At 72.9% G+C, this 25,786-nt stretch carries 18 protein-coding genes; 8 read left to right on the forward strand and 10 right to left on the reverse strand.

Features of this window, described 5'->3' with window-relative positions; genetic code table 11:
• Positions 1-818: 818 nt before the first annotated feature.
• Together ACIO92_RS24080 and ACIO92_RS24085 are read right to left on the reverse strand one after the other, a co-directional pair.
• Positions 819-1,562 carry a hypothetical protein gene (locus tag ACIO92_RS24080; protein ID WP_402596768.1) on the reverse strand — a complete coding sequence of 248 codons (744 nt, stop codon included), beginning with the start codon at positions 1,560-1,562 and terminating at the stop codon, positions 819-821.
• A gap of 911 nt (positions 1,563-2,473) precedes the next feature.
• Complete coding sequence (locus ACIO92_RS24085; protein ID WP_366443198.1) at positions 2,474-2,743, reverse strand: hypothetical protein; 270 nt, start codon at positions 2,741-2,743, stop codon at positions 2,474-2,476.
• A 288-nt stretch (positions 2,744-3,031) separates the two neighbouring features.
• On the opposite strand from ACIO92_RS24085, the gene ACIO92_RS24090 reads away from it, so the two are divergent.
• On the forward strand, positions 3,032-4,753 hold the full coding sequence (locus ACIO92_RS24090) for a class I adenylate-forming enzyme family protein (protein ID WP_402283211.1): 1,722 nt from the start codon (positions 3,032-3,034) through the stop codon (positions 4,751-4,753).
• 32 nt (positions 4,754-4,785) lie between these two features.
• Here ACIO92_RS24090 and ACIO92_RS24095 read toward each other — a convergent pair whose 3' ends face one another.
• The gene (locus tag ACIO92_RS24095) at positions 4,786-6,057 is read right to left on the reverse strand and encodes a M6 family metalloprotease domain-containing protein (RefSeq protein WP_366443200.1); all 1,272 of its coding nucleotides are present in this window, start codon (positions 6,055-6,057) and stop codon (positions 4,786-4,788) included.
• Positions 6,058-6,739: 682 nt separating this feature from the next.
• Between ACIO92_RS24095 and ACIO92_RS24100 the strand changes: the two genes are divergently transcribed.
• Both ACIO92_RS24100 and ACIO92_RS24105 read left to right on the forward strand, forming a co-directional pair.
• Entirely contained in the window at positions 6,740-7,354 is a 615-nt protein-coding gene (locus tag ACIO92_RS24100; protein WP_402283279.1) for a TetR/AcrR family transcriptional regulator, read from the forward strand.
• A gap of 103 nt (positions 7,355-7,457) precedes the next feature.
• Positions 7,458-9,056 (forward strand): MFS transporter, encoded by a 1,599-nt coding sequence (locus tag ACIO92_RS24105; RefSeq protein ID WP_366443201.1) that lies wholly within the window; start codon positions 7,458-7,460, stop codon positions 9,054-9,056.
• A gap of 52 nt (positions 9,057-9,108) precedes the next feature.
• On the opposite strand, the gene ACIO92_RS24110 is transcribed toward ACIO92_RS24105, so the two are convergent.
• A complete protein-coding gene (locus tag ACIO92_RS24110; protein WP_366443202.1) occupies positions 9,109-9,615 on the reverse strand; it encodes a MarR family transcriptional regulator in 507 nt (168 codons plus the stop codon).
• An 89-nt stretch (positions 9,616-9,704) separates the two neighbouring features.
• Between ACIO92_RS24110 and ACIO92_RS24115 the strand changes: the two genes are divergently transcribed.
• On the forward strand, positions 9,705-10,493 hold the full coding sequence (locus ACIO92_RS24115; RefSeq protein WP_366443285.1) for a class III extradiol ring-cleavage dioxygenase: 789 nt from the start codon (positions 9,705-9,707) through the stop codon (positions 10,491-10,493).
• A gap of 123 nt (positions 10,494-10,616) precedes the next feature.
• On the opposite strand, the gene ACIO92_RS24120 is transcribed toward ACIO92_RS24115, so the two are convergent.
• On the reverse strand, positions 10,617-11,633 hold the full coding sequence (locus ACIO92_RS24120; protein ID WP_401241537.1) for a questin oxidase family protein: 1,017 nt from the start codon (positions 11,631-11,633) through the stop codon (positions 10,617-10,619).
• A 497-nt stretch (positions 11,634-12,130) separates the two neighbouring features.
• Here ACIO92_RS24120 and ACIO92_RS24125 point away from each other — a divergent pair, with 497 nt between their 5' ends.
• Positions 12,131-13,132, forward strand: coding sequence for a sigma-70 family RNA polymerase sigma factor (locus tag ACIO92_RS24125; protein WP_366443204.1), 1,002 nt, complete (start codon positions 12,131-12,133; stop codon positions 13,130-13,132).
• Between the two features lie 97 nt (positions 13,133-13,229).
• Here the strand turns inward: ACIO92_RS24125 and ACIO92_RS24130 are convergent, their stop codons facing one another.
• The gene (locus ACIO92_RS24130; protein ID WP_366443205.1) at positions 13,230-14,189 is read right to left on the reverse strand and encodes a YafY family protein; all 960 of its coding nucleotides are present in this window, start codon (positions 14,187-14,189) and stop codon (positions 13,230-13,232) included.
• A 62-nt stretch (positions 14,190-14,251) separates the two neighbouring features.
• On the opposite strand from ACIO92_RS24130, the gene ACIO92_RS24135 reads away from it, so the two are divergent.
• Positions 14,252-15,826 (forward strand): MFS transporter, encoded by a 1,575-nt coding sequence (locus tag ACIO92_RS24135; RefSeq protein WP_366443206.1) that lies wholly within the window; start codon positions 14,252-14,254, stop codon positions 15,824-15,826.
• A gap of 131 nt (positions 15,827-15,957) precedes the next feature.
• Here ACIO92_RS24135 and ACIO92_RS24140 read toward each other — a convergent pair whose 3' ends face one another.
• From ACIO92_RS24140 to ACIO92_RS24155, 4 genes are all read right to left on the reverse strand, one after another.
• Positions 15,958-16,800, reverse strand: a complete 843-nt coding sequence (locus ACIO92_RS24140; RefSeq protein ID WP_401241588.1) for a DUF6227 family protein — start codon at positions 16,798-16,800, stop codon at positions 15,958-15,960.
• Between the two features lie 89 nt (positions 16,801-16,889).
• Positions 16,890-17,993: a P1 family peptidase gene (locus tag ACIO92_RS24145; protein WP_401241541.1), complete on the reverse strand. Its 1,104-nt coding sequence runs from the start codon at positions 17,991-17,993 to the stop codon at positions 16,890-16,892.
• A gap of 40 nt (positions 17,994-18,033) precedes the next feature.
• Positions 18,034-19,245, reverse strand: a complete 1,212-nt coding sequence (locus tag ACIO92_RS24150; RefSeq protein ID WP_366443208.1) for a low temperature requirement protein A — start codon at positions 19,243-19,245, stop codon at positions 18,034-18,036.
• Positions 19,246-19,687: 442 nt separating this feature from the next.
• Entirely contained in the window at positions 19,688-20,449 is a 762-nt protein-coding gene (locus tag ACIO92_RS24155; RefSeq protein ID WP_402060924.1) for a sirohydrochlorin chelatase, read from the reverse strand.
• Positions 20,450-21,222: 773 nt separating this feature from the next.
• Here ACIO92_RS24155 and nirB point away from each other — a divergent pair.
• Positions 21,223-23,991 carry a nitrite reductase large subunit NirB gene (nirB, locus tag ACIO92_RS24160; protein WP_402060923.1) on the forward strand — a complete coding sequence of 923 codons (2,769 nt, stop codon included), beginning with the start codon at positions 21,223-21,225 and terminating at the stop codon, positions 23,989-23,991.
• A gap of 276 nt (positions 23,992-24,267) precedes the next feature.
• Positions 24,268-25,689 carry an MFS transporter gene (locus ACIO92_RS24165; RefSeq protein ID WP_401241550.1) on the forward strand — a complete coding sequence of 474 codons (1,422 nt, stop codon included), beginning with the start codon at positions 24,268-24,270 and terminating at the stop codon, positions 25,687-25,689.
• Positions 25,690-25,786: the final 97 nt, after the last annotated feature.

Genomic DNA, 25,786 nt, shown 5'->3' on the forward strand with positions numbered 1-25,786 from the left:
ACCGGGCGGCCTCTGCGGAGTGCACCCCGGCCAGCGCGAGCGCAAGGACCGCCGCATGCCGGATCGCCCCCTCGGTGAGCTGCGCGAAATGCCCGGCACAGCTCCGCCTCCAGCGCGTCCAGAGGACGGATGCGCCGCCCGGGGCGTCCGGGCAAGGCGATGTCGAGCGTGGGATCGGCGTCCGTCAACAGCAGCTGTCGGGCCCTACGGAAGAACGTCCGCATGACCGAGCGCCGCGGCCGCATCGTCGAGATCGCCGCGACCACCACCTCGCCGCGTCGGCTGCGGCCACGTGCTGTGATAGACGCTTCCGCCAGTCCGGCGTCGACATCCGCCAGGGCGAGCGTGCCCTGGGCCTTGGTCTAGCGGATGAAGCGGTCGGTGAGCTGGGCGAACTTCTCCACCGTCTGCTCCGACATCGTCCCGTCCACGACGGCCTTATGCCAGATGCCCTCAACCAGCCCGGCGGCCTTGGCCACTGTGATCTGACACTCAATCGGGCGATACGAGGGCGCAGTAGATTGACGCGGATGCGGGGACGGCGGGACGGTCCCGGCTGTGGCGCCGATACCGTCCCGCCTGGGTATGCCGCTCACCACCCCCACTCCCGCGACCAGGCGGTCGCCTCATGGATCACCGACGAGACGACTACGAATTGGCAGGAAAACCGGCGCACTTTATACCAGACTCGCGAGAGCACGGAATTTCCCGGTGTCCCGCGGGTATGGTGCGAAGAGGCCGGAGTCCCCTCGGGGACTTCGCCTTGGGCGGCCGTTCCGAGGGATGTAAGAGATCCCTCGGCGCGGCCGTTCGTGATGTCAGGCGGCGGATCTGGCGGAATGGGAACCATTCGCCGAGTACCCAAACGGGGCCTCCTCTGATGTGTCATGTGGCCCGCCTTCTGCGAACCACCCAGTTCCGCCACCGGCGAGGGTGTCGGACGTTCGCTCTTCCGTTCCGGCATCGCCGGGGAAGTGGTCTTCGGGGTCGGGATCGTTCTCCCGGCCCGGCGCGATGTAGACCCCGCGATCACGCCGGGTGATCACCCGGCTCTTCGCCATGGCGGACACCGCGTTCTGCACCGCCTTACGCAGGCGGTGCAAGTCGGTGTAACCGGGCGGAGGGTTCTCGCGCAGCACGACGAAGACGCTGTTCGGGGTGAAGTACTTCTCCCCGCTCGCGGCCAGCACGGCGAGGATGTGCTCCCGCACGCCCGCTTCCCCGCCACCGCTCTGAGTGGTCTCGCCTGCGGCGGGCGACTCGGGTTCGTCCTGTCCCAGCCTGCGTAGGAAGGTGTCCCAGTCCACCTGGACGGCCTCCACGTCCGGGGCTACCAAAGTCAGCAGGTGCCGCAACTTCTCGTCAGCGGAGCGGAGGTGGCAGGCCGATGCCAGATCTAGGCCGGCCTCGCCCACAGCGGTGAGCATCACCAGATCACGTGCCGCCTCGGCGGCCGAAGCTTGTGCGGTACTCAGCTGCGTGACAAGAGAGCGGCGCACGAATGCGGAGGAAGACTCGTCCGGCAACTCACACCCCCAGGAAGTGAAGGACACACCAATCATGCCCAGAGGAATGTCAGTTGGAGACCCATTTCCCGCACCGGGTTCAGACTCTGCTCAACATAGAGAAGTGCATTCGAATAATCGATCGAACCTGTACCTGGGGTGCCGGAAGATAGAGGTAGCGTCAGTCTGAAGAGGCCTTGCTGGGCAGGCAGTTGCGCGCGGCGGGCAGGACTTGGGTGATACGGACGAAGTCCGCGAACGAAGGCCACCGCGTGCCCTGCACGGTCTTTCGAAGAGTGCTGACCGCTATGGCGAGACGGTCAGCCACGTCTTTCTCGGCCTGCCCGACCGGGCCGCGTGACCCCCGGTCCATCCGGCTGCATCTCATGATCTCGTCGCGAAGAACCCGCGCCAGAGAGACTGCGGCCTGCAACTCCACCGGTGCCGACGCCGGAAGCCTGATGTCTGCGAACCGGACTGTCGACGGAATAGTCCGAGAACCGGCCGGGTCGGCACCTGAAGCGAGGCCCCTCAGACGGGCCGCCATGTACCAGGGAGACTCGACCTTCGGCTTCCCCACGAGCACCTCGCGCATCGCTCGCCAGACAGAGAAAGTGCCGAATCCGTTCTGAAATCAGGCACTCGACGTTCCTGGGCTATCTGGCTAAGTGCCCCCACCTGCTGATTCACAATTCTCAACCAGTCCCCGAAGGCGGGACTGACCGCTGACAGCCTAGCGGATGAGGGTTGCCGAGGTCGCCTCGGTTCGGGGTGGGTGGGCCGGGGTGGCGGGGTGGCCGGTCTGGCCTGGTGATTTCGTCGGTGGGAGCGCTCTGGTGGCTGAGCCGGGAGAAGCCGCGGCGGAGTCCTCTTCCGATTCGATCGGGTTGACGGGACGGTGGAGGCCGCGCCAGCCGACGCGGAGGGCCGGGGCGGCCCGGAGAGTCGGGATACGTGCCCGGTTGGGATCAGGCGTTCGGTATGTCTGGTCTCGCCGCGATCAGCATGGTCCTCGGGATCACCACGAGCCGTTCGTCCGGTCCGATGGAGACTCCTGTCGGCAGCTTCCCGCCCAGGGCCTCCGTGAGGTCGCGGCCGATGACGGCCACGTCCCCGTTCTCCAGTTCCCAGAGGTCGGGGCAGTCAGGGTTGTCGGTCGTGATCCCGAGGTCCTGCGGCGACCTGCCCAGACGCCGTTTGAACGTCGTCGTCGGATCGGCTTCCCACGGTCTCGTCATCGTCGTCGTCCCCTCTGCGATCGATGCGGGTCCGGGTGACTGTATTGCCGCGTCCTGAGATCGGCCATGGGGTCGGCACGTTCATGGAGCCGTGAGGGGAACAGCGGCGCCCTGACGACGTCCTTCAGGGGCCGGTCGAGCCGGGTGTTCCGCCGACGGCGGCAGCGGCCGGGCCGCGCGTTATGCTCCGGCCCCGTGGCCGGGGTCGGGACCGGGTTCGGCGTCGGCCGGGCGGGGCGTGTTTCCTTCCCGTCGGCACTCGGACGCTCAGGAGGTTCAGTGGTGGACATGCGAGAAGCACGGCCGGAGCCGAGGGCAGGGGCGGCAGCGGAGGCGGGGTCAGGGGAGAGGCCCGGGTCCAGTGCGGGCTCCCATGCGGCCGACCCCCGGGCCGATCCCCGGCTCGTCGCCCGCGGGGCCCCCTTCGCCGTCGACGACGGGCGGTACGTCTTCGGGGCCCGGACGCTGCGGGAGTTCGTGGAGGTCACCTGGGGGTACGGCGAGCGGGTGTTCCTCGTGTCCGAGGGCGGGAGCGTGACCTACCGGGAGTTCTTCGACGGGGCCTGTGGGCTCGCCCGGCGGCTCGTCGGGGAGTACGGGCTGCGGCCCGGCGACCGGGTCGTCGTCGCCCTGCGGAACGGCGCCGACTGGCAGACCGCCTTCTGGGCCGTGCAGCTCGCCGGGCTCGTCGCCGTACCCCTCAACACCTGGTGGACGCAGGACGAGTGCGCGTACGCCCTCGACGACTGCGCGCCCCGGCTGCTCCTCGCCGACCCGGAGTCGGCCGGGCGGCTGGGGGCCTGGGCGGGGGCGCACGCGGTGCCGGGGATCGTCTTCGGCGGCCCGGCCACCGACGGCTTCACCGCGTACGTCCCCGATCTCGACCCGCTCCTCGGGCCGCCCGCCGTCGACGTGCTGCCCGAGTGGGACGCCACCCTCGTCTACACCTCCGGCACCACCGGCCGCCCGAAGGGCGCCGTCGCCACCCATCTCGCGCAGGCGGGGGCCGCCGCGAACTCCCGGTACTTCGCCGCCGCCGCGGCCCTCGCCCGGGGGGACGTGCCGGGGACCGGGCCCGCGCCGGTGTCGCTGACCACCTTCCCCTTCTTCCACGTGGCCGCGTTCACCTCCTTCTACGGGGTGATGGCGGCCGGGGGGACCCTCGTCACGATGCGCGGCTGGGACGCCGTACGGGCCCTGGGGCTGATCCGCGAGCACCGCGTCACCCACTACGCGGGCGTGCCGACGACCGCGCTCCAGCTGCTCGCGGCGGCCCGCGCCGCCGGGGACGACCTGGCGAGCCTCACCCTGCTCAGCACCGGTGGCGCCACCGCCCCGCCGGGGATCGTCGCCGGACTCACCGCCGGGTACGGGGAGCGCGTCGAGCCCCGCAACGGCTACGGGCTCACCGAGACCTGCGGCGGCGTCCTGTCGAACGTCGGCGCCGAGTACCGCGCCCACCCGGGCAGCGTCGGCCGCCCCTCGCCCGCCACCGAGGCCCGGATCGACCGGCCCGACGCGCAGGGCGTGGGGGAGCTGCTGTTGCGCGGCCAGTCGCTGGTCCGGGGGTACTGGGGCGACGAGACGGCGACCCGCGCCGCGTTCACCGGGGACGGCTGGTTCCGTACGGGGGACCTCGCCCGGGTGGACCCGGAGGGCCGGGTCCAGATCGTCGACCGGCTCACCGACATGGTGGTCCGGGGCGGTGAGAACGTGTACTGCGTCGAGGTCGAGCGGGTCCTCCAGGAGCATCCCGACGTCCTCGACGCCGCCGTCCTCGGCGTCCCGCACCCCCTCCTGGGCGAGGAGGTCGCCGCCGTCGTCCGGCTGCGGCCCGGCGCCACCTCCGGCACCGAGGAGCTGCGCGCCCACGTGGGCGCGCGCCTGGCCTCCTTCAAGGTGCCCGCCCGGGTGGTCGTACGGGACGGCGAGCTGCCCCGGAACCCGACCGGCAAGGTCCTGAAGAAGCGGCTCAGGGAGGCGCTGGCCGACCCGGGGGCCGGTGTCTGAGCCCAAGGGCCGGGGCGGCCCGGTCCCGCTCCTCAGTCGCGGGTCACCCGCACCCGGTACATGCCGTTCGCGTCCGTGTCGAGGACGGTGATCCGGACGCCGTTCGCGCGGTCCGTGAACGTCTCTCCCGGGTGGTACGGGGCGTCGGAGAGCTCGGCGTGGACGTTGGCCCGGCGGGTGCAGCCGCCGCTGGCGTGCTCGCTGTCGGCGACGGACACCGGGCCGTGGCCGGTGTCGACGTCGGACTCGACCCGGTAGACGAGGACCCCGTCCTTGCAGACCGCCTCGTCGTTGCCGCCCTTGGCGCGGACCTCGACCGCGTACCCCGAGGTGCCGGAGAGGGGGACGAACACCAGCTTGGGGCCGCCGGTGACGGGCAGCGGGGTGAGGGTCCACTCGGTGGAGCCGGGGCGGGAGGCGCAGCCGACCTGGTCGTTGTCGAGCCAGCCCAGCTTCCACTTGTGCCAGCCGAGCAGGTCGTTGTTGGCCCCCCAGTCCTCGGACATGATGTCCCAGTGCCCGACGGTGCCGCCGCCGTCCGAGGTGTAGAGGTCGGGCAGTCCGAAGACGTGCCCGTTCTCGTGCGGCAGGACCCGGTAGCCGGTCTCGGCGAAGCTGCCGGAGCCGTCGTCCTGGCGGCTGTACACGAAGGACGTGTTGGCGAGCGGTACGCCGTCCGCGTAGGGGGCGTCGTCGTTCCCGGAGAAGGTCACGGACAGGACGGTGTCGAGGGCGGAGGGCCCGGCGTTCGGTGTGACCAGGACGTTGACCAGGTCGTACGCGCTGAAGTCGACCCGGGGGTCGGCCGCCTTCACGAGGTCCTCGACGAGGCCGCGGTAGCCCGGTTCGTACGGTGAGCCGCGCTCGATCCCGTACGCGGAGAACGCCTTCGGCATCCGCAGCCAGTCGGGTATCGGTGCCTCGGCGAGGTAGCGCAGCCGTCCGTAGGAGCTGGTGCGGAACCAGTCGGCGGTCTGCGGGAAGAACTCGCGGTAGCGGCTCATCGCGGTGCCGTCGCCGGGGGCGTCGGGGAAGTCGACCATCAGGTTGAGGGCCCTGATCCGGCCGGTGGAGCGGACGTATCCGGGGGCGGTGGGCAGCCCCTCCGACATCTGCACGCCCATCGTGGTGGCGATCCGGCACGGTCCCAGCTGGGCGCCGTCCGGGGCGGCGGCCACGGGGCCCGCCGAGGCGGGGGCGGGCCCGGGGAGGGTGGTGCTCGCGGAGGCGAGCAGCGTGAGGGAGAGCGCCGTGGTCGCGGCCAGGGCGACGGGTCTGCGTATCCGTCGGCGGGGGTGCTGCATACGGGCGCCTCTCCGGTCGGGGCAGGTCGGCGGCACGGTCCCGGCCGGTGCGTCCCGGGCCGCGCTGTGCGATCAGCCTGTGACGGGTGGTTCCGGAGCGCGCGCCGGAAGGGCCGATCGTGGGTATTCCGGCGGGAGGGGTGAAAGTGACCCGGATCACTTTCCGTACGGGAAATAAGCGGGGACCTCCTCCCCGTTCAGAGTCGTGTCGGACGAAGTGGGGAGTCCTTCCCCGGATGCTCCCGTGAGGGGCCCGGAGGTGGGAGGCCCCGGACGTCCGGTCGCACGCGGCGGCCGGTCGTCCCCGATCCGATGTCCGGTCGCCCTCCTCGCGGCCGGACGCCCCGGCGCCCGGCCGTCGTCTCCCGACGGCCCGGCGCACCGTGACGGGAGGTCCGCCAGGAGCGGAGATCCCTCAGTGATCCCAGGAGGTCGTGGCGTGACCAGCCCCGCCGATATCGCGCCCGCAGGTGCCGGGCCCGTGGACACCGCGTCCGCGGGCGACGAGCCCGGCGCCGGGTCCGTGGGTGCCGCGCCTGCGGACGCCGGGCCCGTGGACGCCGGACTCGCGGACACCGGGTCCGTGGGCGCCGGACTCGCGGACACCGGGTCCGTCGACGCCGGGTCCGGCGGCACCGCCGCCCCGCCCGCCCGCCGCGCCCCCCGCCCCCGTGCCGACGCGCTGCGCAACCGCGAGCGGCTCGTGACGACGGCCCGTGAGATGTTCGTCGAGTTCGGCCCCCAGGTGCCGTACGACGAGGTCGCGCGCCGCGCCGGGGTCGGCAACGCCACGCTCTACCGGAACTTCCCCGAGCGCTCCGACCTGATCCGCGAGGTCGTCCTCTCGCTCCTCGCGCGGGTCACCGAACTCGCCGAACGGGCCGCCGAGGAGGAGGCCGACACCTTCGCCGCCCTCCGCCGCTTCACCCACGGCGCCGCCGAGGAGCGCGTCGGAGCCCTGTGCCCGATGCTCGACGGCGCCTTCGACCGCGACCACCCCGAGCTCACGGTGGAGCGCGAACGGCTGGAGGAGGCCGTCCAGGGCCTCGTCGACCGGGCGCGCGAGGCGGGCCGCCTCCGCGCCGACGTCGGTGTCGGCGACCTGATGGTGGCGGTGTCCCAGCTGACCCGGCCCCTGCCCGGAACCGCCTGCACCGCCCACTTCCAGCAGTACGTCCACCGTCACCTCCAACTGTTCCTCGACGGCCTGGAGGCGCCCGCGCGCTCCGAACTGCCCGGAACGGCCGCGACCCTGGAGGACCTGAGACGCGACTCCTGCCCGTCGCGCACGCCGTGACCGCCGACGCCTGACGCTTCGAGAGGCCCGCCCCGCACCCGACACCTTCCACGTCGCTTTACGTCCCTTTTCTGCCAGTACGCGCCAAGAGGTGGCTCCACCCATGCCGAAAATCCCCGAGAACAACACCGCGAAGACCACGGAGAACACGGCGAAGGTCCCCGCGAAGATCCCCGAAAGCACCGCGACCCGGCCCGACCCCGGGCGCTGGAAAGCCCTCGTCTTCATCGCCCTCGCCCAGCTGATGGTCGTCCTCGACGCGACGATCGTGAACATCGCCCTGCCCTCCGCCCAGCAGGACCTGGGGATATCGGACGGCAACCGGCAGTGGGTCATCACCGCCTACGCCCTCGCCTTCGGCGGCCTCCTCCTCTTCGGCGGACGCATCGCCGACATCTGGGGCCGCAAGCGCACCTTCGTCGTCGGCCTGATCGGCTTCGCCCTCGCCTCCGCCCTCGGCGGGGCCGCGACCGGCGAGGCCACGATGCTCGGCGCCCGCGCGCTCCAGGGCGCCTTCGGCGCGCTCCTCGCGCCCGCCGCGCTCTCGCTGCTCGCCGTGACCTTCACCGACGCCAAGGAGCGCGCCAAGGCCTTCGGCATCTACGGCGCGATCGCCGGCGGCGGCGGCGCCGTGGGCCTGATCCTCGGCGGCTTCCTCACCGAGTACCTGAACTGGCGCTGGACCTTCTTCGTCAACATCCCGTTCGCGATCGTCGCCGCCGTCGGCGCGTACCTCGTCGTCCGCGAGCCCACGGGCGCCCGCAACCGCGCCGCGCTCGACGTCCCCGGCGTGATCCTGTCCACCCTGGGCCTGGTCGCGCTCGTCTACGGCTTCACCCGCGCCGAGTCCGAGGGCTGGAGCGACGCGGGCACGGTCGGCCTGTTCGTCGGCTCCGCCGTGCTGCTCCTCGCCTTCGTGCTCACCGAGGCGAAGGTGAAGTCCCCGCTGCTGCCGCTGCGCGTCCTCACCGACCGCAACCGGGGCGGTGTCTACCTGTCGCTGGGCCTCGCGGTCATCGGCATGTTCGGCCTGTTCCTCTTCCTGACGTACTACCTCCAGATCGTGAAGGGGTACTCGCCGGTCCTGACGGGCTTCGCGTTCCTCCCGATGATCGCGGGCATGATCGTCGGCTCCACGCAGATCGGCACGCGCCTGATGACCCGCGTCCCGCCGCGCCTGCTGATGGCCCCCGGCTTCCTGACCGCGGCCCTCGGGATGCTGCTCCTGACGCAGCTGGAGACCGGCACCTCGTACGCCGGTCTGATCCTGCCCGCGCAGCTGCTCCTCGGCCTGGGCATGGGCACGGCGTTCATGCCCGCGATGTCGCTGGCGACGCTGGGCGTGGACCCCAGGGACGCCGGGGTGGCCTCCGCGATGGTCAACACCTCGCAGCAGGTCGGCGGCGCCATCGGTACGGCCCTGCTGAACACGATCGCCGCCTCGGCGACCACCGCGTACCTCACGGACCACGCGGCGGGCGCGACCACCCCGGCGGGGCAGAAGCTGCTCCAGCTCCAGGGCATGGTCGAGGGCTACACGGCGGCCATCTGGTGGGCGGTCGGCATCCTGGTCGCGGCGGCGGCCATCGCCTTCGCCCTGATCACCACGGGGAAGCCGGGCACGGGCGCCGGAGCGGTCGCCGGTTCGGGCACGGGCACGGACGCGGACGCGGAGGTGAGGGTCCCGGTCATCGCGCACTGAACGGTCCCCGGGGCCCTGCCCCGTTCCTCAGGACCCTGCCCTGGTTCCGGCGTCAGCGGAGCCAGGGCAGGTCCGCGTCCGGGTCCTGGGGTTCCAGGCCCTCGGCCATCACCTTCATGATCGTGCCGAGCTGGGTCACCTGTTCGGCGGAGAGCCGGTCGAAGAGGGCCTGGCGGACGGCGGCGACATGGCCGGGCGCGGTCCTGCGCAGGACCTCCGTCCCCTCGTCCGTCAGCCGGGCGAACTGCCCGCGCTTGTCGGAGGGGCAGCTCTCCCGCCGCACCCAGCCGTTCCCCTCCAGGCGGGCCACCGCGTGGGAGAGCCGGGAGCGGGTGATCTTGGCGCTCCTGGCCAGCTCGGTCATCCGCATCCGCCGCCGGGGTGCCTGGGAGAGCTGGACGAGCAGCCCGTAGTAGACGTGCGGCATTCCGGCGTCGCGCTGCAACTGGCGGTCGAGGTGGTCCTCGAAGAGCGTGGTGGCGTGCAGATAGGCGCGCCAGACGTGCTGCTCCTCGTCGGTGAGCCAGCGTGGTTCGGTGGTGTCTCCCATGGATCCCATCGTACGACTCATCCTTGAAAGTTGAACTATTTGGGTTTACGCTCCCCATGACGCTTGAAGTTTCAAGAACCCTGAAGGGGGTCGTCGCCATGGACGCCACGCTCGACCGGATGCCCGCGCTCTACCTGTCCCACGGGGCCCCGCCGCTCGCCGACGACCCCGTCTGGCCCGGCGAACTCGCCGCCTGGGCCGGGAACCTCCCGCGCCCCCGGGCGATCCTCATGGTCTCCGCTCACTGGGAGGAGGCCCCGCTCGCGCTCGGCGCCACCGGGACCGTGCCGCTGGTGTACGACTTCTGGGGCTTCCCCGAGCACTACTACGGGGTCCGTTACGAAGCCCCCGGCGCGCCGGAGCTGGCCGAGTCCGTCCGGAGGCTGCTCCGGGCCCCCGGCACCCCCGTCCAGGACATCCCCGACCGGGGCCTCGACCACGGCGCGTACGTGCCGCTCGTCGAGATGTTCCCGGACGCCGACGTCCCCGTGCTCCAGATCTCCCTGCCCACCCTCGACCCGCGCCGCCTCCTGGAGATCGGGCGCAGGCTAGCCCCGCTCCGCGACGAGGGCGTCCTGATCGTCGGCAGCGGCTTCTTCACCCACAACCTCGCCGCCCTCCGGCACACCGGCGGCGGCGTCCCCGGCTGGTCCGCCGAGTTCGACGCCTGGGGCCACGAGGCCCTTGCCGCCCGGGACGTCGACGCGCTCCTCGACTTCGAGCACAAGGCGCCCGCCGGACGCCTCGCCCATCCGCGCACGGAGCACTTCGCCCCGCTCTTCGTCACGATGGGCGCGGCCGACGCGGCCGGTGACCTCGACGCCGGGCGGTCGGTGATCGACGGCTTCTGGATGGGCCTGGCCAAGCGCTCGGTGCAGTTCGGCTGAGCCCCGGCGGGCAGACCCGTACGGCCACGGCACGACCGGGCTGCCGTACGGCCCCGGCGGCGCCCCCGCCCGGCCCTGGGGCTCTCGTACGGACCCGGCCGGAGCCCCGCGGTCCGGCGCGGGTCAGAGGAACGGCGGGTTCAGCTCGATCGAGCGGACGGCGGCGGCGAGCGCGAGCGGACCGCCCACGTCGAGGGCCGTGTCGGTGAACTTGATCGTGTGGTCGTCGCCGTGCGCCGCCGCCCGCGCGAAGACCTCCTCCGGGGCCAGGGGGACCGGCGCGCACGCCATGGCCTCCGCCGGGCCGTAAGCGGCGGTCACCGCCGCCGCGGCCGCCCACGCCGCCGCCAGGCTCGGCGCCCACAGCTCGCGGGGGAGCGCGGGCAGGGCGCGCAGGACCGCGTTCGGCGCGGTCGCCGCGTGCACCAGCATCACCGGCTCGCCGTGCCCGTGGGTCGCGTACCGGTGGGTGGCCGCCGTCACCAGCTCCACCAGGCGCTCCTGCGCCGTGTCCGGGTCGGGGGCCGTGCCCCAGACCGGGAACGCCGTCAGCTGCGCGAGCCGCTCCCTGATCCCCCCGTCCTGCTCCGGAACCAGGGGTACGGCGTCCAGCGCCGCCGCCGCCGAAGGCGCCGCCGCCAGGGGGGCCAGGGCGGGCAGCGGCTGGTGGCGGGCCGCCCAGTAGCCGAGGGCGTGCGCCAGCTCGGCCAGGCGCGGCGCGGTCGTCCCCGCCTCGCCGGACTCCAGGAGGGTGCGCACGGCGTGCCCCGTACGGATCACCGGGTGGGTCGCCCCGGCCGCGATCCCGGGCAGCAGCCGGGGCCACCACTCGGCGAGGACCTCCCGCCAGGGGCGGGCTTCGAGCTCCCGGCCGAAGAAGAGGGTCCAGTCCGTGATCCGGGCCGGGTCGCCGAGCGCCCCGGCCGCGTCGGCGGCGGTGAGGGTACGGGTCGGCGGGGGCGACTCCTCCAGCCTGTCGGCGTAGTGGTCCAGCCAGCGGTGCACGGTCGCCGCCTGACCGTGGCGCACCAGCGCCTCGACGGCCATCGGGGCATGGTTGCTGAGCCAGCCGTTCCGCTCGGGGCCGGTGGTGTGGAGGCGTTCGAGGGCTTCGTCGAGGGTTCCGGTGCGGTCGCTCATACCGAGGACGCTAGGGCGGGGGAGGCGCCTGGCGGAACGGTCTCGGGACCTAGTCCGCGAGGCCGAGCGGTCTCGGACCGGACCGGATCAGGACCGGATCAGGACCGGATCAGGCCGGATCGGCTCGGGAAGGCCCAGGCAGCCCCAGGAAGGTCCCGGAAGGTCCGGGTCGGCCCCGGAAGGTCCGGGTCCGCCCATGGGCAACCCGACGGGCCGTCCCCGCGTCTTGAAGGGTGGCGCCGCATGTGATCGCGGTCTCACCGACGGTGTGGTCGAGTGCCCCGCGAGCGGCGCCGGATCGCCCTCCGTGCCGGGTCTGACCTGCACCTCAGCGGGTTCCTGCGGTGTGCCCGTGGGGCCGCTCGGCCGCGCAGGATACTGCATGATCGCGAAAATCCATGTGCCGGGTGGGAATTCTGTCCTGATTCCAGTCGTTGTTTCCGTCGGATGCAGGGCACCCGAAAGGGTGTCGCGACCTACTCAGCAAGGGAGCACGCATGGCAACCCGTGCCGTCGCCCGTCGTCAGACCTCCGCCACGAGCGGAGCCGCACGGGCCAGCAGCGTTCGCGCCGTGGGCGGGGAGATCGCCGACCGCGACCTGGTCGGCATGTACCTCGACGAGATCGCGCGCACCCCCCTGCTCGACGCCGCCAAGGAGGTCGAGCTCTCCCAGACCATCGAGGCCGGGGTGTACGCCCGGCGGATACTCGAGGGCGAGGCCGAGAGCGAGGCGGGCGGCGCGAGCCGCGAGGAGCTCGAAGCCCTGGTGGCCGAGGGCGAGCGTGCCAAGGAACTCTTCATCAAGTCGAACCTGCGGCTCGTGGTCGCGGTCGCCCGGCGTTACCCGCGCAGCGGGCTGCCGCTGCTCGACCTGATCCAGGAGGGGAACGCGGGCCTGGTGCGCGCCGTCGAGAAGTTCGACTACGCGAAGGGCTTCAAGTTCTCCACGTACGCCACGTGGTGGATCCGCCAGGCCATCACCCGCTCCATCGCCGACCAGTCCCGCACGATCAGGCTCCCCGTCCACCTGGTGGAGGAGCTGGGCCGCATCCGCCGGGTGCAGCGCGAGTTCAACCGGGAGAACGGCCGGGAGCCGGAGCCCGCCGAGGTCGCCGCCGAGCTGGACTCGACGCCCGAGCGGGTCGTCGACGTCCTGGACTGGGCGCGCGACCCGGTCTCGCTGAACATGGCGGTGGACGACCAGGGCGAGACGCAGTTCGGTGACCTCCTGGAGGACACCTCGGCGGTCTCGCCGGAGCAGTCGGTGCTCACGCTGCTGCGCAGCGAGGAGCTCGACGAGCTCATCGCCAAGCTCGACCACCGGACGGCTTCCATCATCCGGATGCGGTACGGGATCGAGGACGGGCGCGAGCGGACGCTGACCGAGGTCGGCAAGCAGCACGGGCTGACCCGCGAGCGCATCCGCCAGATCGAGAAGCACGCCCTGCTGGAACTGAAGAAGATGGCCCACGACACCGGCTTCGACGCGGTGGCGTGACCCGCACGGCCCGTAGGGGCCCCGGCTCTCCCCCAGGGGAAGGGCCGGGGCCCCTACGGTTCTCCCGGGCCGCCGCCCGGCACCGTACGGGCGGGCGCTACCCCCGGGTCGCCGCCGTCAGACGCCCCGCGAGGTCCGTCATGTGGGCGAGCAGCGCGGGCGGGCCGTGGACCGTGAAGGCGGCGTCCACGAGGGCCAGCCGGAGCGCCAGCCACTCCACCGAGTCCGACGACCCGGCACGCAGCCGGCAGGAGGACGGGCCCGTGGGCTCCGGGGCCAGGTGCGAGGGCAGCCGGGCCGTCACGAACTCGGCCGGAGCCTCGAAGTCGATGTCCAGCTCCAGCTCGGGCTGCGCCCGGGACATCGAACGGGCCAGGAGCTGCGCCGCGTCGCCCGCCGGAAGCTCGCGCGGGCCGAACCGGGCGCCGGTGGCCAGCGGCTCGCTCACCCGGTCCACCCGGAAGGTGCGCCAGTCGTCCCGCCCCAGGTCGTAGGCGACGAGGTACCAGCGGTGCCCGGTGGACACCAGCCGGTACGGCTCGACCAGCCGTTTCGTCTCCGCGCCGTCCCCCGCCCGGTAGCCGAACCGCAGCTTCTCGCGGCCCGTGACCGCCGCCGCGAGCGTCGTGAGGGTGGCGGGCGCGACCGTCGCGCCGTCACCCCGGGTGAGCGGGATCGTGGCGTTCTGGAGGGTGGAGACCCGGTGCCGCAGCCGTGCCGGAAGGACCTGCTCCAGCTTGGCCAGGGCCCGTACAGAAGCCTCTTCGACGCCCTCGATCGCGTGTCCGGCCCCGGCGCGCAGGCCGACCGCGATGGCGACCGCCTCCTCGTCGTCGAGCAGCAGCGGGGGCATGGCCGTACCGGCGACGAGCCGGTAGCCGCCGACCGAGCCCAGCGTCGCCTCCACGGGATAGCCCAGGTCACGGAGCCGGTCGACATCACGGCGGATGGTCCGGGGGGAGACCGCGAGCCGTTCGGCGAGTTCGCTTCCGGGCCACTCGCGCGGGGTCTGGAGGAGCGAGAGCAGATTCAGGAGTCGTGCCGGAGTGTCCGTCATGCCCCTCAGGATGCGGCCCATCTAGGACACGTACTGACCTAGATGGGTCTTATCTTCTTCATATGAGTTCACACGACGCCGTCCTGGACGCGCCCCCCACGGACACCGAAACGGTGCCCACGCACACCGACCAGGGCGACAGGCGGCGCTGGATCGCCCTGGCCATCGTCATGACGGCCGCCTTCATGGACCTGGTCGACGCCACGATCGTCAACATCGCGATCCCCAGCATCGAGCGGGACCTCGGGGCCGACTTCGGGGCCATCCAGTGGATCACCGCCGGGTACGCGCTCGCGTTCGCCGCCGGTCTGATCACCGGCGGCAGGCTCGGCGACATCTACGGCCGCAAGCGTCTCTTCCTCCTCGGCACGGCGGGCTTCACGCTCGCCTCCGCGCTCTGCGGCTTCGCCTCGAACCCGGAGATGCTGGTCGCCTCCCGTCTCCTCCAGGGCGTGGCGGCGGCGATGATGGTGCCGCAGGTCCTGTCGATCGTCCACGTCACCTTCCCCGCGCACGAGCGCGGCAAGGTCTTCGGCATGTTCGGCGCGATCGTCGGTCTGGGCGCGGTCTCCGGACCGCTGCTGGGCGCCCTGCTCACCCAGTGGAACATCGCGGGCCTGGAGTGGCGCCCGATCTTCCTGATCAACCTGCCGGTCGGCATCGCCGGTCTGCTCCTGGGCTGGAAGTACATCACCGAGTCGAAGGCGCCGAAGGCCCTCAAGCTCGACCTGGTGGGTGTGGTCCTGGTGACCGCCGCGCTGCTGATGCTGGTCTACCCGCTGACGCGCGGCCGTGAGCTGGACTGGCCGCTGTGGGGCCATCTGATGATGGCGGGCAGCCTGGTGGTGTTCGGCGCCCTCGTCGCGTACGAGCGGTACAAGACCCGCAAGGACGGGTCGCCGCTGGTGGAGCTGTCGCTGTTCCGTGTGAAGAGCTTCGCCGCGGGCATCGCCGTGCAGCTGACCTTCGGCGTGGTCCTCGGCATCTTCTTCCTGGTGTGGACGCTCTACATGCAGATCGGTCTCGGCTGGAGCGCGCTGCGGGCGGGTCTGACGGGTGTGCCGTTCTCGATCGCCGTGTCGGTGGCGGCCGGGATCTCGGTGCAGAAGCTGGTGCCGCGCTTCGGCCGGAAGGTCCTCCAGGCGGGCGCCCTGACGATGATCGCGGGCGTCCTCTGCTACTTCTTCGTGGCCGGCCGGTACGGGACGGAGATCCACCCCTGGCAGATGGTCGTGCCGCTGATCGTCATGGGCCTCGGCATGGGCCTGATCGTGGCGCCGCTGACCGACGCGGTCCTCTCGGAGGTCCCGAAGGAGCACGCCGGTTCGGCCTCGGGCCTGATCAACACCACCGGCCAGATGGGCAACGCGCTCGGCCTCGGCCTGGTGTCCGTGGTCTTCTTCGGCACCATCGACGACGAGCGGCTCGCCCGGGTCCCCGGTGAGGTCGGCGCCGCCTTCACCGACGCCTTCCAGAACTCGCTGGGCTGGGCGGCCGGAGTCCTCGCGGTGATCTTCCTGGTGATGTTCGCCCTCCCCGCGAAGCCCGAGCAGCACCTGGAGGGCGGTGGCGGCGACGAGGACGGCGACCTCCCCGCCCCCGCCCCGGTGGAGAAGGAACCGGCGCTCACCCACTGAGCCCGGACCCCGGAACGAGGGGCGGTGCGCACCCGGCGGAAGCCGTGGCGCACCGCCCCTCGCGCGTCGGCCGGACCGGTGGCGCGCCCAGGGGCACGCCACCGTCCGCCGCGCCGTCCCTCGCGCGCCGGTCAGACGAGGCGGGAGCGGGACTCCATCGCCTCCCGGGCCGCGCGCTCGTTCTCGTACACCTCGCACATGTGGCGGCCGTCCGGTGTCGCCGTGTGCTCGACCTCCCAGAGGCTGACCTCGCTGCCGTCGAGCAGCAGGAACTGGTGCTCGTAGAGGGTGAATCCGGCGGCCCGGCCGCTCTCCAGCGGGCAGTGCCGGCCGAAGGCCTGGGTGATGTGGTGGGCGAAGGCGGAGCGGAGCCGGCCGGCCGTCCGCTCTCCCGGCCGGTCCGTGTTCTCCGCGCGGCGCAGGACGCGGCGGGCGTGGTCGGCGGAGTTGTCCGGCACGTACATCCTGGGCTGTGCCGGTATCGGCCGGGTGAGCAGACCGCCCAGCAGCTCCATGTCCTCGTCCTCGTCGAGGGCGCGGCAGTCGGCGCGCTCCGCGCTCCAGCCGGGCAGCGGCCCGGTCGGCAGGCGCGAGGCCGCGAGCCGCGCCTCGGCCTCCTCCGCGTACAGCTCGTAGTGCTCGGTGCCGTCCCGCCCCGCGTTGTGCGCGAGCTCCCAGAGGGTGAGGGCGCTGCCGTCGCCCAGCAGATAGGTGTGACGGTAGGTGGAACGGTGCAGCGACGCGCTGTGGTGCGAGGAGTGCAGCGCGCTGGAGTGGGCGAGCGCCGTACTGAGGCGCTCGACGGTCGAGTCGGGCAGATCGAAGGAGTTGAGCGCCCGGCCGAGAAGTCGCTCAAGGTGCGTCTCGGTCGTCTCGTACGGATCGTGAGGATCCTGCGGATCGTTCAAGAGGGTCTCCAGGCCGTCGCCGCATGTCACTCGGTGCTTGCTAAACGTAGTCCCTGGTTCTGACATCATGTCCGGGGTTCCGGAAAACGAAGGGCGTGCGGCAGAAGTTCCCGCCCTGTCCCGTCCGTTCCTTTTCTTCTTCCTTTCCCTTTCTTTCAACTTCCTTTGTTTTCAGGCGAATCGATCGTCACTTCCGACGTCACTTCCGACCCGTACAGCTCGCTGTACGAGGGGAAGTCGCCACCCGGTCCCCGCCTCCCGCCCGGGGCCGCGAGCACCGCCCGGACGATCGCCCGGGTCACCAGATCGGCGCCCGCCGCCAGGATCTCGTTCAGCGCGAGCGGCCCCGGCTCCGCGGGCAGGTCCCGCACCCCGGTGGCGAGCGTGAAGACGGTGTCCCCGTCGTTCATCAGATGCACCGGACGCAGGGCGCGCGCGATGCCGTCGTGCGCCGTCCCCGCGAGCTTCTGCGCCTGCGCGCGGGTGAGGACCGCGTCCGTCGCGACGACCGCGAGCGTGGTGTTCAGCGGCGGCGGCACGGACGCCGCCCGCGCCTCGGCGAGCCGCCGCACGGCCGCCCCGTGCACCCGCGCGTCCGGGAAGACCGGCCGCCCGCCCGTGTGGTGACTCCCGTACAGGACACCGGTGGCCGGGTCCACGGCGGAACCCACCGCGTTCACCACGACGAGCGCGCCGACCGTGATCCCCGACTCCAGGACGGCGCTCGCGGAGCCCACCCCGCCGCGCAGCCCGCCCACCACCGCGCCGGTGCCCGCGCCGACCGCGCCCGTCTCCACGCGCGCGTGGTCACCGCTCGCGTCGGCCGCCGCCACCGCCGCGCGACCGGTGGCGGCGTCCGGCCGGGCCCGGAAGTCGCCGCCCCGGCCCAGGTCGAAGACGCAGGCGGCGGGCACCACCGGCACCACATGGGCCGGATCGGGCCCCACCCGGACGCCCCGGTGCCGTTCCTCCAGCCAGGCCATCACCCCGGCCGCGGCCTCCAGGCCGTACGCGCTGCCGCCGGTCAGGACGACCGCGTCGATCCGCTGGACGACGTTCCTCGGATCGAGCGCGTCGGTCTCCCGCGTCCCCGGACCGCCGCCCCGCACGTCCACGGCGGCCACCGCCCCGCCCACCGGGGCCAGCACCACCGTGGTGCCGCTGAGCGCGCCCGGCCCGGCCACGCGCGCGTGCCCCACGCGCACCCCGGCCACATCGGTGATCCCGTCCTGTTCCCGCGCCCGCTCGGGTGGTGTCATGTCCCCTGCCTACCACGCCCGCCCGCCCTTCGCCGGGGTGTCAGCCGGTGCCCGCGGCCCCGCTCTCCGCCGGTCCCGCACCCGCCGGTCCCGCACCCGCCGGGCCGCGCGCCGCCAGGGTCGTGCCGACCGCGACCGCGGCCGCCGCGACGAGACCGGCGGCGAGCACCGCCCAGCGGCCCGCGAAGGAGCACAGCAGCACCGCGAGCGCGGCCACCGGCAGCACGAGCTGCTGGGCGGTCCCCACCTTGAAGCGGCGCGCGTGGAGCAGCCACACCGACAGCAGGTACAGGGCCGCGGGGACCGTCACCGAGGCCGAGGCGCCGAGCGGGGAGAGCCGCGCCTTGCCCACGGCCTGCTCCACGGCGATCTCCAGGCCCGCGCCCACGGCGGCGGCCGACGCGAAGATCACGTAATGGCCGTACCCCCACAGGAAGCCCTGGCGGCTGGAGGTCAGCCGGGCGTGCGCGGGCACCACGAAGTAGATCCACCAGGCCGCGAAGACGAGCAGCAGACCGCCCAGGGCGATCGGCAGGACCTCGCCGAGGGCGTCGTGCTCGACGACCCCGGTCTGCACCGCGACCGTCGCCGCGGCGACGGTCTCACCGAGCACGATGATGGTGAACAGGCCGTACCGCTCGGCGATGTGGTGCGGGTGCCAGGTGCTCGGTGTGTCCTTCTCCGCGAACAGCGGCACCGACATCTCGGCCAGCGCCATGACGAGGAAGACCCACCCCCGGGCCTGCTCCGGCACCAGGAGCAGGCCGATCCAGCCCGTCTGGACGAGGGCCACCCCGCCCGCGTACCGCAGGCACATCACCCGCTCGGCCGGGTCCACCGCGTGGTGGGCGGCCCGCAGCCACTGCGAGGCGAGCGCGAGCCGCATGACGACGTAGCCGAGGTAGACGACCAGGAAGTCGTGCTCCTCGAAGGCGCGCGGCACCCCGGCGGCGAGGACGAGCACACCGGCGATCTGGAGCAGGGTGACGACCCGGTACAGCACGTCGTCGTTGTCGTAGGCCGAGGCGAACCAGGAGAAGTTCATCCAGGCCCACCACACCGCGAAGAAGATCATCGCGTAGTTGAGGACGCCCTGTCCGGCGTGCCCCTCGGCGACCGCGTGCACGAGTTCGGAGCCCGCCTGGGCGACGGCGACCACGAAACACAGGTCGAAGAAGAGTTCGAGCGGGGTGGAGGCCCGGTGCGACTCCGCGCGGGAACGCGCGGTCAGCGGCAGGAACGGTTGTGTCATCGCCCCAGCACAGCAGAGCCACCCCCTCCCCTCCTCGTGCCACACGCCCGCCCGCCGGATGCTTCCGGACGGGCGGCGCCGGGAGGGGACGAGGGGCGGGCCCGGAGATCCCGTAGGGGTCCCGGGGGCCGGGTGATCCCGTAGGGGCTGGGGGAGGGGCGGACCGATTCGTTACGGCCTCCGGACGCTTGCCGATCCCGTACGGGCTTCCGCTCCCCGGACGATTCCGCAGGGGTCCGGGGGCGGGTCGATCTCGTACGAGCTCCCGCGTGCCTGGCGATCCCGTAGGGGCGGTCGGGGGCCCGCCCCTACCCGTGGGGCCTCGTGCCCGCCCGTTCCTGCGGGGCCTCCGCTTGCCCGCCCGTTCGCCGGTCCGGTCCGTGGCTCCGTGGCCCCCGCGCGCCGGGTGGTACGTCCGTCGCCTGCCCGGATCCGGGCGGTCTCAGGCCGCCCGCGCTCCCGGGCGTCCGCTCATCGTCGTTCTCGTCGATCTCGTCGCTCCCGGTCCGGGAGGGCCCGCCGCCTCCGCGTCTCCGTCCGCCGTCGTGTACCTCGCCGCCACGAGGCCCGCCACGCGCGCGTGGTCCGCGAGGGGTTCCGACACCGCCCAGGTGCCCGGGACCTCGGCCAGCGCACGGGTGAAACGGCCCGGGGCGAGCAGATGGGCCGAGACCGCGACCCGCCGGAAACCGGCCGCGTGCAGCCGGGCCACCTCCTCCGCGGGAGCGGGCCCGCTCGCCGAGCAGTACGCGACGGTCACCGGCACCGGCAGCAGCCGCCGCAACTGCCGTACCGCCGTCAGGGTCCCGTCGTCGCCGCCCGGCCTGGACGAGCCCGCCCCGGCGACCACGACCGCGTCCGCCGGACCGCCCGCCGCCCGCTCGGCGGCCCGCAGCCGGTCGTACAGCGCGAGGGCCACCCCGTGCTCCCCGGCCAGCCCCCGGGTCACCGCGCAGTCGAAGTGCCGGGCCACCGAAGGGATGTCCACCGTCCGGTGGTAGCCGTCGCCGAGGAGCAGCGGGACGACGACCGCGCCGGGCCGGTCCGCGAGGACGTACGGCAGCGACGGCTTCCGGTGGTCGAGGTACCCGACGGTGACCGGCGCGCCGGTCAGCGGGCGGACCGCGTCGGCGAGCCGCCCGACGGCCGTGGCCGCCTCGGGGACCGTGCTGCCGTGCACGGCGAGGACCAGGTTCCGCTTCATCCCAACCTCCAGCCCGCCCCTGCCGATTGCCCGGGGCCTGTGCGGCCCCCGTCGATCCCTCACGGGTCCTGTCCGTCCGGAACCCGCAGGTCCCTTACGGGCTGCGCCCCTTAGGGGCCCTGTCCCGGATCCCGCCGGGCCCCTGGACCCCTCACGGGGTCCGGTCCCGCCTCCCGCCGGGCCCCCGGGGCGGCCCTGGCCGAGGTCGGCCGGTTCCCGTGGGGCCTGGCCGGGCCTCGTCGGGGGGAGACCTGTCGGGGGCGACCCTTCGGGGGTGGGGCCCGTGCCCGTACACCCCGAAGGGGCCCCTACGGGCCCGTGCGGGCCGCACAGCCGCACGGACCACCGGGGCCCCGCGCGGGGGTCCCGTACGGGCGATCCCTTCGGGGGGAACCCGTACGGGCAGTCCCTCGAAGGCCCCGCCCAGGACGTCCAGGGACGTTCGGGGCGATCCAGGGACGGCCGGGGACCCCTGGGGACCCCGTGCCGTCGTCCGTCGCCGCCGTACGGGCTGTCCAGGACCGTACGGCGGCGTACGACACCACCGTCCGTGGGCCGCGCGGCGGTGTCGTGCGCCGCCACGGCCCCCACCCGTTCACGCTAGACCCGGCCGCCCGCCCCGCACCCGCGCCGTTCGGCCCCGCCCCCAGGGCCACAAGTCCCTGATCCTCGGGCCCTTCACGCCCCCGACCCGGCCACCCCGCGCCCCTACGGTCGGAAGGGAAGTGCCGGAACCACCCCGGCGCTCGTACGCGACCCCCACGGAGACCGCCATGGCAGCGCAGCGGACCCAGAACCTCGTCCTCATCGGCCACGGCATGGTCGGCCACCGGCTCCTGGAAGCGCTCGCCGAACGCGGGGCGCTCGTCGACCCGGCCGACCCCGAGGGCCCCGGCTGGCGGGTCACGGTGCTCGCCGAGGAAGACGTCCCCGCCTACGACCGGGTCCACCTCTCCTCCGTCTTCACCGGCACCGACCCCAACCAACTCGCCCTCTCCACGCCCGAGTTCCTCGCCGGGCACGGCATCGACCTCCGGCTCGGCGACCCCGCCGAGCACATCGACACCGCCGCCCGCACGGTCACCGCCACCTCCGGCACGGTCGTCCCGTACGACGCCCTGGTCCTGGCCACCGGCTCGTACCCCTTCGTCCCGCCCATCCCCGGCGCCGACGCCCCCGGCTGCTTCACCTACCGCACCCTCTACGACGTCGACGCCCTCACCTCCTACGCCGAACAGGCCCGCACCGGAGTCGTCATCGGCGGCGGACTCCTCGGCCTGGAGGCCGCCGGAGCGCTCCGCACCCTCGGGCTCGCCACCCACGTCGTCGAGTTCGCGCCCCGGCTGATGCCGCTCCAGGTCGACGACGGCGGCGCGGCCGCCCTGCGCGCCACCATCGAGTCGATGGGCGTCGCCGTGCACACCGGCGTCGGCGCCGCCGAGGTCGAGCTGGACGCCGACGGCACGGCCCGCAGACTGAAACTCTCGAACGGCGAACGGCTCCCCGCCGACGTCGTCGTCTTCTCCGCCGGGATCCGGCCCCGCGACCGGCTCGCCCGCGAGGCCGGACTCGCGGTCGGTGACCGCGGCGGAGTCGCCGTCGACGAGCACTGCCGCACCACCGACCCCTGCGTGTACGCGATCGGCGAGTGCGCCCAGACCTCCGACGGACGCGTCTACGGCCTGGTCGCCCCCGGCTACCAGATGGCCGAGGCGGTCGCCGACCAGCTCGCGGGCCCCGGCACCACCGTCTTCACCGGCGCCGACACCTCCACCAAGCTGAAGCTGCTCGGCGCGGACGTCGCCTCGTTCGGAGACCCCTTCGCCGACGGCCCGCAGGCCACCGAGATCGTCTTCTCCGACGGCCGCGAGGGCGTCTACAAGAAGCTGCTCCTCGGCCCCGAGGGGCAGCTCCTCGGCGGCATCCTGGTCGGCGACGCCGACGCGTACGGCTCCCTCAAGCCGCACGCCGGACGGCCGCTGCCCGGCCCGCCCGAGGCCTTCCTGCTGTCCGCCTCCGCCGCCGGGGCCCGCCCGCCCGGCGCGGACGCCCTCCCCGACGACGCCGTCGTCTGCTCCTGCCACAACGTGACCAAGGGCGCGGTCGCCGGGGCGGTCGCCGAACACGGTCTGACCGACATCGGCGGCGTCAAGCGCTCCACCAAGGCGGGCACGGGTTGCGGCGGCTGCCTGAACACCCTCCAGGCCGTCCTCGACGCCGCCGGAGTCGCCCGCCGCAGGGGCCTGTGCGAGCACTTCCCCGAACTGTCCCGCCCCGAGCTGTACGAGAAGGTCCGCACCGAACACATCCGGTCCTTCACAGAACTCGTGGAGCGGTACGGCTCCGGCGGCGCGGGCTGTGCCGTCTGCAAGCCGGTCGTCGCCAACGTCCTCGGCACCCTCGCCCCCGAACTCGGCCTCCGCCACGTCCTGGACGGCGAACAGGCCGCCCTCCAGGACTCCAACGACCTCTTCCTCGCCAACCTCCAGAAGGACGGCACCTACTCGGTCGTCCCGCGCGTCCCCGGCGGCGAGATCACCGCCGACCAGCTCATCGCCATCGGCGAGGTCGCCCGCGACCACGGCCTCTACACCAAGATCACCGGCGGACAGCGGATCGACCTGTTCGGCGCCCGCAAGGAGGAACTCCCCACGATCTGGCGCAGGCTCATCGCCGCCGGACTCGAATCGGGCCAGGCGTACGGGAAGTCGCTGCGCACGGTCAAGTCCTGCGTCGGCTCCCGCTTCTGCCGCTTCGGCCAGGGCGACTCGGTGCGGCTGGCGATCGACCTGGAGCTGCGCTACCGGGGCCTGCGCGCCCCGCACAAGTTCAAGGGCGGGGTCTCGGGTTGTCTGCGCGAGTGCGCCGAGGCCCGGGGCAAGGACATCGGCGTCATCGCCACCGCGGGCGGCTGGAACCTGTACGTCGGCGGCAACGGCGGCACCGAGCCCCGCCACGCCGAGCTGCTCGCCTCCGACCTGACCGCCGCCGGACTCTTCGCCCTGATCGACCGCTTCCTCATGTACTACATCCGGACCGGGGAGCGCCTGGAGCGGACCTCGGCGTGGCTGGAGCGGCTCGGCGGCGGCACCGCGCACCTCAGGGAGGTCCTGATCGAGGACTCGCTGGGGATCTGCGCCGAGCTCGAGGCGCAGATGGAGCGGCACGTCGCCGCCTACCGCGACGAGTGGCGGGCCGTCCTCGACGACCCGGCGGCGCTGGCCCGCTTCGAGCCGCACGTGGACGGGGTGGAGTTCCTGGAGCCGGGCCGTGGCCGGGCCGCGGTCCTCGCGGACGGCACGGAGGCGGCGCTGTTCCGGGACGGCGGGGGCACGGTGTACGCGGTGGGCAACCGGGACCCGTTCTCGGGCGCCGACGTCATCGCGGACGGGATCATGGGCAGCCGGGACGGGGTGCCGGTGGTGGCCTCCCCCCTGCACAAGCAGGAGTTCGACCTGCGGACCGGTGCCTGTCTCGACGACCCGGAGGTGTCCCTCCCGGTACTGCCGCTGGACCCGCCGGGAGCGGTCCGGACGGGGTGAACGGGGAGGGCCGGGGCCTGGACGGGCGGGGCCGGGGTCTGGACGGGGAAGGCCGGGGTCTGAACGGGCGGGGCCGCCGGTCCCACTGACCTCGCCGGTCCTCTCGGTCCCGCTGGCCCCATCGGTCCCACCAGCCCCCTGTGCGGACGGCCCGTCCCCGGCGGGACCTAGGCCCGCCCGCCCCGAGGCCATCGGCACTCACGGAGCTCCCGGCGGGCGGCGCAGCCTGGAAGGGCAAGCCAGCTCTCGAACGTCGGGGAAGTCAGGGGAAGTGCGATGGGTTCCGTGGTCCAGGACAGCAGAACGACGGGCGGGCCGCCCGTCTCGTACGACACGGAGCAGTACCGGCCCGGCCGGACGATCACCGAATGGGAGCCCGAGAACGAGCTCTTCTGGAAGTCGATCGGCCGCAGGGTCGCCACCCGCAACCTGTGGATCGCCGTCCCGGCGCTCCTGGTGGCCTTCGTCGTCTGGCAGGTGTGGTCGGTCACGGCGACCGACCTGAAGGACGTCGGCTTCGGCTTCTCGACCTCCCAGCTGTTCTGGCTGACGGCCGTTCCGGGTCTGACCGGCGGCACGGCCCGGATCTTCTACACGTTCCTCGGCCCGATGGTCGGCCAGCGCCGGTTCACGGCCCTGTCGACGGTCGTCCTGATCGTGCCGCTGATCTGGCTCGGCATCGCCATCCAGGACCCGACGACCCCGTACGGCGTGATGGTCGCCATCGCCGCCCTCTGCGGCATCGGCGGCGCCAACTTCGCCTCCTCCCTCGCCAACATCGGCTTCTTCTTCCCCAAGGAGAAGAAGGGCGGCGCGACCGGCATCAACGGCGGACTGGGCAACCTCGGCGTCTCCGTCGTCCAGCTCCTCACCCCGATCGTCATCACCTGGTCGACCATCGCGATCGGCTCCGCCCAGCACAGGGCCGACGGCACCCCCGTCCACTTGCAGAACGCCGCCTTCCTCTGGGTGCCGGTCCTGATCGTCCTCGCCGCCGTCGCCTGGTTCGGACAGAACGACCTCAAGGTGGCCTCCACCCCCTTCAGCCGCCAGAAGGTCATCTTCAAGCGCAAGCACAACTGGCTGATGACCTGGCTGTACGTCGGTACCTTCGGCTCCTTCATCGGCTTCGCCGCCGCCCTGCCGATGCTGATCAAGACCACGTTCCCCGACTACTCCGTCGCCACCTACGCCTGGATGGGCCCCGCCGTGGGCGCGCTGGCCCGCTGGGGCGGCGGCTGGGTCGCCGACCGCCTGGGCGGCGCCCGCGTCACCGTCCTGTCCTTCGTGGGCATGGCCCTCTCGATCATCGGCGTGATCAATTTCCTGCCCTCCGGCGGGGACGGCGGCTCCTTCCACGGCTTCTTCTTCTGCTTCCTCGCCGCGTTCTTCTTCTCCGGCATCGGCAACGGCTCCACCTTCCGGCAGATCCCCGTCATCTTCCGGGGCACCCACCTCAAGGGCCTCACCGAAGGCACCCCGGAACACACCGCGGCGCTGAAGCAGGCCGAGATGGAGTCCGGCGCCGTCACCGGATTCACCTCCGCCGTCGCCGCCTACGGCTTCTTCTTCATCCCCGCCCTGTTCGGCTCGGTGGCCGTGACCAGCGCGATGTGGGGCTTCGTCGCCTTCTACCTCAGCTGCATGGGCGTGACCTGGTGGTTCTACGCCCGCAAGAACGCCGAGGCGCCGAGCTGACCACTGCCCCAGGCCGCGAAGGACCCCGCTCCGGCGGGGTCTTTCCGCATCCCCGGAAAGGGACCTAAGGCCACCGGGAGATGACCATTGCCGACCG

This window comes from Streptomyces sp. NPDC087215 (assembly GCF_044744885.1).
GTDB lineage: Bacteria > Actinomycetota > Actinomycetes > Streptomycetales > Streptomycetaceae > Streptomyces.

What these genes read in the sequence shown, in the direction of transcription:
- ACIO92_RS24140 (WP_401241588.1), bottom strand. Translation starts at nt 16,800, where the DNA reads ATGTCAGAACCAGGGACTACGTTTAGCAAGCACCGAGTGACATGCGGC.
- ACIO92_RS24085 (WP_366443198.1), bottom strand. Translation starts at nt 2,743, where the DNA reads ATGACGAGACCGTGGGAAGCCGATCCGACGACGACGTTCAAACGGCGT.
- ACIO92_RS24120 (WP_401241537.1), bottom strand. Translation starts at nt 11,633, where the DNA reads ATGAGCGACCGCACCGGAACCCTCGACGAAGCCCTCGAACGCCTCCAC.
- ACIO92_RS24115 (WP_366443285.1), top strand. Translation starts at nt 9,705, where the DNA reads ATGGACGCCACGCTCGACCGGATGCCCGCGCTCTACCTGTCCCACGGG.
- ACIO92_RS24135 (WP_366443206.1), top strand. Translation starts at nt 14,252, where the DNA reads ATGAGTTCACACGACGCCGTCCTGGACGCGCCCCCCACGGACACCGAA.
- ACIO92_RS24145 (WP_401241541.1), bottom strand. Translation starts at nt 17,993, where the DNA reads ATGACACCACCCGAGCGGGCGCGGGAACAGGACGGGATCACCGATGTG.
- ACIO92_RS24090 (WP_402283211.1), top strand. Translation starts at nt 3,032, where the DNA reads ATGCGAGAAGCACGGCCGGAGCCGAGGGCAGGGGCGGCAGCGGAGGCG.
- ACIO92_RS24110 (WP_366443202.1), bottom strand. Translation starts at nt 9,615, where the DNA reads ATGGGATCCATGGGAGACACCACCGAACCACGCTGGCTCACCGACGAG.
- nirB (WP_402060923.1), top strand. Translation starts at nt 21,223, where the DNA reads ATGGCAGCGCAGCGGACCCAGAACCTCGTCCTCATCGGCCACGGCATG.
- ACIO92_RS24150 (WP_366443208.1), bottom strand. Translation starts at nt 19,245, where the DNA reads ATGACACAACCGTTCCTGCCGCTGACCGCGCGTTCCCGCGCGGAGTCG.
- ACIO92_RS24105 (WP_366443201.1), top strand. Translation starts at nt 7,458, where the DNA reads ATGCCGAAAATCCCCGAGAACAACACCGCGAAGACCACGGAGAACACG.
- ACIO92_RS24095 (WP_366443200.1), bottom strand. Translation starts at nt 6,057, where the DNA reads ATGCAGCACCCCCGCCGACGGATACGCAGACCCGTCGCCCTGGCCGCG.
- ACIO92_RS24165 (WP_401241550.1), top strand. Translation starts at nt 24,268, where the DNA reads ATGGGTTCCGTGGTCCAGGACAGCAGAACGACGGGCGGGCCGCCCGTC.
- ACIO92_RS24130 (WP_366443205.1), bottom strand. Translation starts at nt 14,189, where the DNA reads ATGACGGACACTCCGGCACGACTCCTGAATCTGCTCTCGCTCCTCCAG.
- ACIO92_RS24155 (WP_402060924.1), bottom strand. Translation starts at nt 20,449, where the DNA reads ATGAAGCGGAACCTGGTCCTCGCCGTGCACGGCAGCACGGTCCCCGAG.
- ACIO92_RS24080 (WP_402596768.1), bottom strand. Translation starts at nt 1,562, where the DNA reads ATGATTGGTGTGTCCTTCACTTCCTGGGGGTGTGAGTTGCCGGACGAG.
- ACIO92_RS24125 (WP_366443204.1), top strand. Translation starts at nt 12,131, where the DNA reads ATGGCAACCCGTGCCGTCGCCCGTCGTCAGACCTCCGCCACGAGCGGA.